Source organism: Tropicimonas aquimaris, assembly GCF_042676185.1.
In the GTDB taxonomy this organism is placed as follows: Bacteria; Pseudomonadota; Alphaproteobacteria; order Rhodobacterales; family Rhodobacteraceae; genus Tropicimonas; species Tropicimonas aquimaris.
Map to the genome: position 1 here is coordinate 1 of NZ_JBHTJT010000033.1, position 8827 is coordinate 8827.

At 60.3% G+C, this 8827-nt stretch carries 10 protein-coding genes; 6 read left to right on the forward strand and 4 right to left on the reverse strand.

Going from position 1 to position 8827, the window contains the following annotated elements:
- The 6 genes from ACFQ2S_RS15970 to ACFQ2S_RS15995 form a co-directional block, all read left to right on the forward strand.
- Positions 1-577: HGGxSTG domain-containing protein (locus ACFQ2S_RS15970; RefSeq protein ID WP_386075954.1), on the forward strand; the 577-nt coding region annotated here is incomplete at its 5' end.
- Between the two features lie 346 nt (positions 578-923).
- A complete protein-coding gene (locus ACFQ2S_RS15975) occupies positions 924-1232 on the forward strand; it encodes a hypothetical protein (protein ID WP_386075956.1) in 309 nt (102 codons plus the stop codon).
- A gap of 130 nt (positions 1233-1362) precedes the next feature.
- The gene (locus ACFQ2S_RS15980; RefSeq protein WP_386075958.1) at positions 1363-2811 is read left to right on the forward strand and encodes a winged helix-turn-helix domain-containing tetratricopeptide repeat protein; all 1449 of its coding nucleotides are present in this window, start codon (positions 1363-1365) and stop codon (positions 2809-2811) included.
- A gap of 1209 nt (positions 2812-4020) precedes the next feature.
- Positions 4021-4443 carry a hypothetical protein gene (locus ACFQ2S_RS15985; RefSeq protein WP_386075959.1) on the forward strand — a complete coding sequence of 141 codons (423 nt, stop codon included), beginning with the start codon at positions 4021-4023 and terminating at the stop codon, positions 4441-4443.
- Positions 4440-5804: a relaxase/mobilization nuclease domain-containing protein gene (locus ACFQ2S_RS15990; RefSeq protein ID WP_386075960.1), complete on the forward strand. Its 1365-nt coding sequence runs from the start codon at positions 4440-4442 to the stop codon at positions 5802-5804. The genes ACFQ2S_RS15985 and ACFQ2S_RS15990 overlap by 4 nt, the downstream gene beginning before the upstream one ends.
- A 20-nt stretch (positions 5805-5824) precedes the next feature.
- The gene (locus tag ACFQ2S_RS15995; protein WP_386075962.1) at positions 5825-6043 is read left to right on the forward strand and encodes a hypothetical protein; all 219 of its coding nucleotides are present in this window, start codon (positions 5825-5827) and stop codon (positions 6041-6043) included.
- Between the two features lie 33 nt (positions 6044-6076).
- On the opposite strand, the gene ACFQ2S_RS16000 is transcribed toward ACFQ2S_RS15995, so the two are convergent.
- The 4 genes from ACFQ2S_RS16000 to ACFQ2S_RS16015 all read right to left on the reverse strand — a co-directional run bounded on the left by ACFQ2S_RS16000 (position 6077) and on the right by ACFQ2S_RS16015 (position 8275).
- The gene (locus tag ACFQ2S_RS16000; RefSeq protein ID WP_386075964.1) at positions 6077-6433 is read right to left on the reverse strand and encodes a phosphoglycerate kinase; all 357 of its coding nucleotides are present in this window, start codon (positions 6431-6433) and stop codon (positions 6077-6079) included.
- A 332-nt stretch (positions 6434-6765) separates the two neighbouring features.
- On the reverse strand, positions 6766-7644 hold the full coding sequence (locus ACFQ2S_RS16005) for a GIY-YIG nuclease family protein (RefSeq protein WP_386075966.1): 879 nt from the start codon (positions 7642-7644) through the stop codon (positions 6766-6768).
- A 110-nt stretch (positions 7645-7754) separates the two neighbouring features.
- Positions 7755-8042, reverse strand: coding sequence for a hypothetical protein (locus ACFQ2S_RS16010; RefSeq protein WP_386075968.1), 288 nt, complete (start codon positions 8040-8042; stop codon positions 7755-7757).
- Positions 8039-8275 (reverse strand): hypothetical protein, encoded by a 237-nt coding sequence (locus ACFQ2S_RS16015; RefSeq protein WP_386075970.1) that lies wholly within the window; start codon positions 8273-8275, stop codon positions 8039-8041. The genes ACFQ2S_RS16010 and ACFQ2S_RS16015 overlap by 4 nt, the downstream gene beginning before the upstream one ends.
- Positions 8276-8827: the final 552 nt, after the last annotated feature.

An 8827-nucleotide genomic window follows, 5' to 3' on the forward strand; every position in this document is an offset into this window, starting at 1 on the left:
TCAGGTGGACCGGATGGAAGTGTGCTTGGTGCTGCGAGCCGATCCCGCTCTACCGTCGGGCCGATGCCAGGTTCTGTTGCGAAGGCTGCCGCAAACGTGCGGCGCGCCAACGGCGGATGAACAGGCAATGACCGGCGCCGATCTCAAAGAAGCCCGGCGAGAGATGCACTGGAGCCAGCGCGAACTTGCGCGGCGCGCCGAGATCGACCGCACGACTGTCCAGTACTGGGAGAGCAAGGCCGAAGTCGACCCTCGCTCATGGGCGATGAGCCGGATTGCGAAGGCGTTCGGGTGGCGGGATTTCCGGACACCAATCGCGCGCACGCGTCATGGGGTCTTGGACCGGGAGACGGACACCGACTTCATCAAACGTTTCTTCTCAGGCAGCACGCGAGCGACCCTCCTGCGCATTGCCAACCGTCGGGTCATCTGCGGTGCCAGGACTCGGAAAGGCACGCAATGCAGGGCAAAGTCCGAGCCGGGGAAGAAGCGCTGCCGGCTCCACGGCGGGCTCTCGACCGGGCCGAAGACCGAGGAAGGCCGGCAGCGGATAGCGGAGGCGCAACGGAGACGGTAGGCGAAAGCCAAGCAAACACGCAGCATCGGGTTTGGAGCGCTGAAGTAGGTTCATCCATCGGAAAGCGGACATTGGCGGTAGCTGCAAAAACCACCAAGTGCTGGACCAAAGCGCCGTCCTGTGAACCCAGACCGACAGGCAGCTAACTGCGCGTTGCAGACATTGCGCGCCATTTGCGTATGTCGGGAAAGCAGGTAGCAGTGGCCGCAATGTCTTCCGCATCGCTAGCACTCACCACGCACCAAAAGGACAACTCCACAAAGAATCAACACCCACCCCACACAGGACCTGGCCCGATCCTCCAGACTTCCAATGTGACTGACAGGAACTCATTGGGAGAACCAGAATGAAACGGAAACTGACTGCTTTCGGGACGGCCTTGCTTGCTAGCGCGCTTCTTGGACAGGCGCCCCCCGGCCTCGCCGCCGACGTATTCGTCCGCACGGAACCGGCGGCGGGTCACGCCTATCCAGACTACTTCTGCACGAACCGGGGTGTCCGTGTGGACGTCGAGGAGCTGAGCTGCCTCACCGTCGATGGACGCTCCTTCGAGGCCAAGTGCGACATCTCGTTGAACAACCCGATGTGGCGCGCCACGGGCAATGCCTGTGAGCCGGGTATCACGTCAGAGATCCATGCCGTCTTGCCGAACTAGCGCCTCATGGCAGCGCCGAACCGACCGAGGCGCCTGGTGTGCTATACTGTGCAACGGGTAGGGCACCCGCGACACTTGGCAGACAGCTGGTAGCAAGTAGAAAATGACAAAACCTGGCTTCATTCTCGACTTGGGCGACGAACGCCTGTGGAAGGGCGGGGAAAACGTGCCAATCACCAACAAGGCCTTCCAGTTGCTTCGGTTGCTCGTCGAGAAGCCGAACCGGCTGGTGACCAAGGAAGAAGTTTTCGAGGCGATCTGGGGCGACGTTTACGTGACCGAGAGCCTGGTTCGCGAATACGTCCACGACCTTCGGGTCGCCCTGAACGACAACCCGCGCACCCCGCGCTTCATTGAGACCGTGCCTAGGCGTGGCTACCGTTATCTTGGTGGCATCGAACTTCGGAACGCCGGCGAGGACGCACCCACGTTCCCTGCCTCCCGTCTGCCGAGCATCGTGGTTTGCCCCTTCAAGAACCTCAGCGACACGGACCGCGGCGGGCTGCTGGCGCGGGGTCTCACCGACGACCTGGTGACAGACCTTGCCCGGCTCCCCGACCTTGCTGTTCTGTCCGAACAGCCCACCGAATCGGACGATACCTGCTACGAACTCGACGGCTCCGTGCAGCTCTCCGAGCAGAATGTGCGGGTGAACCTGCGCCTGTCGCAGATTGGCGGCCCGCCCATCTGGTCCGAACGGTATGACCGGCCTATCGGCGACTTTCTCGACCTGCAAGAAGACCTGACGGCCCGCATCGCCTCGGCGATCGGCGGGGCGGCAGGCCCCTTGTCACTCTCGGAACGGCGACGCCTCACCCGGCGCCCACCGGCCAATCTCGAAACCTGGGAACTCTACCGGCTCGCCTTCGATCTGGAGATCGTCTTCCGTCGGGACTGGACCGCCAAGGCCCTGCGGCTCGCCGAAAGGGCAGTCGAAATCGACCCGGCCTTTGCGCGTGGCTGGCTCGTCTACGGGTGGGTGCATTGGCAAATCGCGATGGAAGGCTGGTGCGACGAGGCCGACCGCCCCAGCCACCGCATAAGCTCGCTCGACGCCTACGAGCGCGCGGCCCGTCTCGACCCTCTCGATGCCGTCGCGCAGATGGAACTGGCGGCCGTCAATGCCGTGCGCGACGACATGAACGCAGCGCGCTGCGCACTCGAGCGCGCCATCGACCTTGGGCGCCGGCAGGCGGATGTGCAAATCTCCTGCGCCAACTACGTCGCCAGCATTCTCGGTCAGCCTGACCGCGCAACCCGTATGATAGACGATGCCCTAGCCTTGCTGAGCAAAGGCTCACGCATGCACAATCTCTCGGTCCTGCGCGTGGCTGTGTTTGCCAAAGAGTATGAACGGGCGCTCGATGCGGCGACGCGTGCACCCGACTTCCTGCAAACGCGTCTGTTCAAGGCACTTGCCGTCTTCGGTTCCGGACATGATCCGGGCCCTTCGGCAAAGGCCGTCCTGGAACGTTCACCGGGCTTCAGCGCACGCGCATATCTCGATGATCATCCCATTCGGGGCGCTGCGGCAACGGAGGACTTTCTCACACTGTGCCGCGGTGCAGGGCTGCCATAGCCCCAAAAACCGTTTGGACAGGGCCGTGAGAACCAGAGATCAAGCGATTTCTGAGATGTCCACTTTTTCAACGCACCGGACATCCGATCAAAACCGTAAGATGTCTGCGAAGTCGGCATTTAAGCCAAGCCCTTCGACGTATCAGGCCGAGCGACAAGGGCCTTTGCACGGTCAACTGAGCGACGAAATCGAATGACCGCTTCTTCAGCGTCTCATCAGTCGATTGGTCATTAACCGGCTTGCACTCAGCGGGCGCGGCCGATGGGTGCTTCCGGCTTCGGCTGGCCGCACACATTGGCATGAACGATAGATCGCCTGCCGCGGGCATTTCGTCCATGAATGCCAGGAATCGAGCCGGTCGAGACCGCGGCATCGACTTGTCCAGATCGTGGCATTTGATCAAGCGGCCGCACAATGGCACCGGCGAGGAGAGATCGTCCCGGCATGGCACGCCACGATTGCACTATTGAGCATCATGAAACCCGACGCACCATGGGGCATAGTCAATGTCAGAGGGGCAACGTTGTGTACCGAGCCCTTGGATGGTTCAAGTCGTGAATGAGTCTCCTGCCCCTCTTTGACTTGTGAATTTGGCACCTGCCCCTTGGGTTTTTAGAGGCGAGGTGCAGCGAGTTAATTGATAAACATCCCGGCGTCGCGCTATCCGCGCGGCGCCGGTTTTTCTCGCGGAGCAGAAGAAAGGGGGGGGGCTTCAATCCCGGCATTGCCAGGACCGGCAACCGGTCGCTTCGGTACCTGCACTCATCCGCGATTCGAAAATTCGACGCTCGCTTTGCCTGCGCATGCAAGCCGGACACTCAAGGATCCAGCCGTTGCAACTACGGCCGCACCTGCGCCTACCTTCGTGTTGATGGAACAGATGTGGTAACCACACTCATAGCTGAGGGCCTTACGGCGAATTTCGTCTGTAGTCGGACATCTTGCCCACGGCTTCACCAGCAATGGTGCAACTAAAGGGCCGCAAACAGATCTCAGGCACGGCGCCCCAATGGGGGAACAAATGGGGGACCCGATACAAAGAGGCCTAGAAAAACAATTTATTTTCAACAATTTGGAACTTTATGATGGCGCGCCTAAGCGGAGAAAGTTCGAACACTTTCTTCGCCACTCTGGAAGAGTGGGAGCGCCATCTCAGAGCCGTTGAAGCCTCTAACACCGTAACTCAGGACAACAATCCGAGGTGCGGTCATGAGCATTTCGGAACGTGATTTCAATGCGGTAGCAGCCGCCAAACCCAAGCTGAAGCGCGAGGCCCCGTTCTCGCTCCGGCTGTCCTTCGAAGAGAAGGCCCTTTTGCGCGCCGCAGCAAACGGCGTGCCTCTTGGCGCGTACATCAAGGCCAAGCTCTTCGATGAGCCGTTGGAGAAGGTCCGCCGCCGCAACACCAATCCGGTCAAAGACCATGAAGCTTTGGGCCGCGTTCTTGGCGCGCTCGGCAAGTCCCGCCTGTCTCAAAACCTGAATCAGATCGCGCGCGCGGCGAATATGGGCGCTTTGCCCGTGTCGCCGGAACTCGAAGACGAACTCCGCCAGGCCTGCGCAGATGTCGAAGCGCTGCGCAGAGAGTTACTGCGCGCGCTTGGCAGCCTCTCGAACGGAGGCCCGTCATGATCCTGAAAGGCAACCAACGCGGCAACGCAGCCAATCTGGCCAAGCATCTGATGAACACGCGCGACAACGAGCATGTCGAGCTTCATGAGTTGCGCGGCTTCATGAACGAAGATGATCTGCATGAGGCGCTGAGAGAATCCGAGGCGATTGCCAAGGGTACGCGCTGCCAGCAGCATCTCTTCTCGCTCAGCCTAAGCCCGCCGCAAGACGCCCATGTTGATGTCGCCACCTTCGAAACCGCCATCGAAATGGCAGAGTTGAAGCTTGGCCTCAGCGGCCAACCGCGCGCTGTCGTTTTCCATGAAAAGGAAGGACGGCGGCATGCCCATGCGGTCTGGTCGCGGATCGACACCGATACGATGACCGCGCGGCAGCTTTCCTTCACAAAACGCAGGCTGATGGATGTCTCGCAAGAGCTGTACCTGCGCCATGGTTGGGACATGCCCAAGGGCATGCTGGATCGTGCGGCCAAGAATCCGCTCACCTTCACCCGCGATGAATGGCAACAAGCCCAGCGGACCAAGCAAGACCCCAAGATCATCAAAGCGCTCTTCAAGGATTGCTGGGAGCGCTCGGACTCTGTTGATGCGCTCAAAGCCGCCTTGGAAGTGCGCGGCTACTATCTGGCGCAAGGAGATCGGCGGGGCGTCGTTGCCGTGGATTATCGCGGCGAAGCCTATGCTCTATCCCGCTGGTCGGGGGTGAAGGCCAAGGATGTAACGGCCCGTTTTAAGGGCGCGGATGCTTTGCCGTCTGTCGAAGATCAGCGTCAGAAGATCGCAGGACTGGTCGCCGACAATCTGCGAGACCACAAGAAGCAGCTTGAAGAGGGCTACAAGCGTCTCCGCCCGACGCTGGAGCTCCGCCGCACGCAAATGGTCGAACGTCACCGGATCGAGCGCAACGGCCTGGCAGAACTCCACAAGGGCCGCGAAGCCCGAGAAGCCGCAGCGCGGGCAGCGCGTCTGCCGCAGAAAGGCTTCGGCAAGTTGTGGAGTCGCCTGACGGGCAAGTATTCCGAGTTGAAAGCGCAGAACGAACATGACGCATGGCAAGCCCTGCGCCGCGATCAGGCAGAGCGCGACAAGATGATCGCCAAGCAACTGGATGAGCGCCAGCGGCTGCAAGAGGCCATCCGAAAGCAGCGTGAAGAGCGCTTGCAGGAACTCGTCGCCGTTCGCCAGCAGATCGCCAATTACCTGCTCATGAAGCAGGGAAAGAATCCAACGGTCATGCCGAAGGACGCAGCGGCGGCCCATGGCAGGAAAATGGATACCGCTCAAAAAACCCGAGAACAGCGCGACAACAAGGGGCGCGAGCGAACCCGCATGCGGGATCGCGGCCCCGGCTTTGAGCGCTGAAGCAAAGAAAGGAGAAAGCTATGCGACACATACTGATGCTCAACCTAGATGAAGCGCATGCCGTCCAGCTTGATGAACTCCGCCAGCATTTCCATCTGGCGGCAGACGACATGGTGCGCCTCGCCATTCGGCTGGCGCATGCGCGTCACAAGCAAAAGCCCGATGTGCTGGTGCCGGAATTCAAGCCGCGCGCTCGCCGCGATGACTGGCTTGATGACGAAGATCACATGCCGGAATAGCGCCGCCCGGATCGGGCGGCGCTCGTGCGGGGACTACCACCACGCGTAGTAGTAGACGGTATCGCCATCGGCGATGGCTTCCCGCGCCTTGGCGATGAAGGCCAGATCGTCTTCGGATTCCGATCCATCGGACGCACCGAAGAAGAAGCCTTCTGTCGGCGGCAGGTTCCCAGCCTTGATGTCGGCTTCCAGCCTTGCCAGATCGGCTTCGGTCAAGGTGACGGGCGTGCAGTTGAAATCCGGCTGCTCGCCGCCCTTCGCGAAGTAGAGCGCTTTCATCCAGCCGTGCAGGTTGGGATGCTTGCGCCAGTAGTGCAGCTCCCCCACATTCTGACCGGGCTTGAAATCAACCTCGCGCTCAAAGCTCTCATCTGAAATCATCGCATACATATCTAGTCCCATAGCTTTTTCCTTTCGTTTCTTGGGTTTCGTCCTGATGGACGCTCCCGAAACGGCAGGGGCGTAAGCGCAGGCGGTCATGGGCAACACGGGCGGCGAAGCCGCTGGTGCGGGCAGCTCGATTGACCGGCAAGTGGGCTCTGCCAGGGTTAGCGGTAAATCTGCTGGAAGGGTGGAACACCAAACGAAAGGAAAACGGCATCTGGGACGATGAACACATGCCGATGATCGAAAGGGCTTGGCAGCGCGCTCGGATATCATCCTGGCTGGGGGGAGCGCATTCAGTGGGTAATTGCCGACTGACTACCGGCTCAAGTGGCGCGCTACTTCTTGACTTGGGCAGTGGCGAGCTTCAACGCCACGTCAATGGCGTCCAGACCGACATAGACTTCGTTGTTGTTGGGCTCAGTGCGGTATCTTGCAAAAAGCTCGCCAAGATATTTCTCAATCTCAATGGCATCTTGAACGCTGCCGATGGCCTGATCGGTGTGAAGAATCCATTGAGGCTCGGATGACAGGCGATATTTGTTGAATTCGGCCACGCGGCTTGCGGCGTCTTGGGCATGACCAATTTTCAAGGTTCGCCCGCCTTTACCTAGCGTGGCAATGTAAATGCTGTTGGTCGCCTCGGCATTCGGCTGAACGCTGTAGCCGTTCAGCGCGAACGGATGTTTCTGGCGAAGTTGCTGCACGCGATTGGCCATCGTCAAATAGCGCGGCGTCATCACCTCAAGTTCTTCACCATTGGTTTGCAGCAGGTCTTTGAGCGTTGCGGCCAAGTTTTCGCTGACTTCCTGCACGGTCGTGATGGCGCGCTGCGTGTGGGTTGCCGGAGTGTATCCCGGCAAGTCCCGAAACTCGGGCGCGTCCCGAATGATCCAGGTGCGGATCGGCTGAAGAGCGAAGGGCCAGCGATAGCTGCCGTCTTCCAGCTTATCCCAGGCGTTTCTGGCCTCGATCCCAAACTCTGCCGTGTCAGCCGCCGAATGGCTGATCTGCCAGACATTGATGACGCGTCCCTTGATGGCGTCCGGGATTTGCACGTCAGGATCGCCGGGGCTTCGGCTCACCACGCCGAAGACAAGATCGCCTCCCTGCGTGCTGCGGATCGCGGCGGTGCGGTTTTGTTTGCTGGTGAAGGTAAGCGGGCTGCCCCGCTCGCCATGCGTTCCCCAGACATAGGTATAGAATACACCGCTCATTCTTTGCGCTCTTGGTTGGTTTGGGCGCAATGCTACGGGCAGCGGCTTCCGCTGCCAAGCGCGGCCCTGCCGATCAGGCCGCCAGCTAAAGCTGTCGGCCAAAGCCGCGATCAGAACAGCGACATCTGGCGGGCGGCGTCTTTGCGTGCTTGCCACTCTGGGCTCTTGGCCTCGTGGTCTAGCCATGCGCTGACGAAGGCAGGGACGCCGCCATATTCCTGGGCAATGCCGCTTAGAAGAAAGTGCGAACGGTAGCCGGTCTCGGTGACGGGCAGGATGTGGCCGTCTGGGACGCGCAGTTCGATGTGGTCGAAATCCGAATTCCAGCGGCGCTGGTGATAGGTGATCTCCACCGGGATGCCGTCCCAAAGAATAGCGAAGTCTTGCGGGGCGCTCATGCGCGCCCCGCGTCGTTTGCGGTTTCGGGGGCATCTTCCAGCGGCAGGCGCAGAACGATGCGGCCATTGATGGGACAAGTCTCAAGCTGGAGCGTGTAGCCGCGCCCGTCCTTGTGCTTCCATGCGGCTCCGACCTTGTTCCAGTAGGCTTTGTCGCCTTTCTGGGTGACGTGCCACGCCAGATAGTCGGGCGCATTCAGGGGCAGGTTTTGGTTGGTTTTTTCGCGTGCCATGATGTTTCTCCTTTGCTTGTCGTTGGCTTGCTAACGCCCTCCCGCAAGGCCGAAGCAAAGGATCGGCCTTCATGTTCAACACGGATTTTTGGAGCGGGCAGGACATTGAAGGGCGAGCCGCTTCGGCCAGGGATTAAGGGCTCTCTGAGGCAAGCCAGCGATGAGCGAAGGAACCGAAAGCAGCACGGTTATAGAAAAAAACTGGCCAGCCTAACGTCTATGCGCTGACGGGCGAGATGGATTTGCGCCGTCTACCCGTCGAAGGTTGTGCCTCTGGAACACGGCGCCGCTCTTGGATGCACGGGAGCGGACAAACGCTGTTGCCAGACCTCTTCCGATAGTCCGATCAATCCCGCCAGCACTGCGAAGATTACCGCGTCAAACGGATAGCGAAGCGCCATCTGCGCATCCGCCTGTTTGCGTACCCAAGTTCACCTCCCGAACCATCAGGCCTTCCATGGGCCGATGATGGTTGTGCGGGGCCGAAAGTGGGGAGCCTGATCTGACTGGTCCGGTTTGATTGTTAGTGCATGACCCGCCTTGGTTCCATCT

Coding starts and splice junctions, on each gene's coding strand:
- ACFQ2S_RS15975 (WP_386075956.1), top strand. CDS start 924: ATGAAACGGAAACTGACTGCTTTCGGGACGGCCTTGCTTGCTAGCGCG.
- ACFQ2S_RS15985 (WP_386075959.1), top strand. CDS start 4,021: ATGAGCATTTCGGAACGTGATTTCAATGCGGTAGCAGCCGCCAAACCC.
- ACFQ2S_RS15990 (WP_386075960.1), top strand. CDS start 4,440: ATGATCCTGAAAGGCAACCAACGCGGCAACGCAGCCAATCTGGCCAAG.
- ACFQ2S_RS15995 (WP_386075962.1), top strand. CDS start 5,825: ATGCGACACATACTGATGCTCAACCTAGATGAAGCGCATGCCGTCCAG.
- ACFQ2S_RS16000 (WP_386075964.1), bottom strand. CDS start 6,433: ATGTATGCGATGATTTCAGATGAGAGCTTTGAGCGCGAGGTTGATTTC.
- ACFQ2S_RS16005 (WP_386075966.1), bottom strand. CDS start 7,644: ATGAGCGGTGTATTCTATACCTATGTCTGGGGAACGCATGGCGAGCGG.
- ACFQ2S_RS16010 (WP_386075968.1), bottom strand. CDS start 8,042: ATGAGCGCCCCGCAAGACTTCGCTATTCTTTGGGACGGCATCCCGGTG.
- ACFQ2S_RS16015 (WP_386075970.1), bottom strand. CDS start 8,275: ATGGCACGCGAAAAAACCAACCAAAACCTGCCCCTGAATGCGCCCGAC.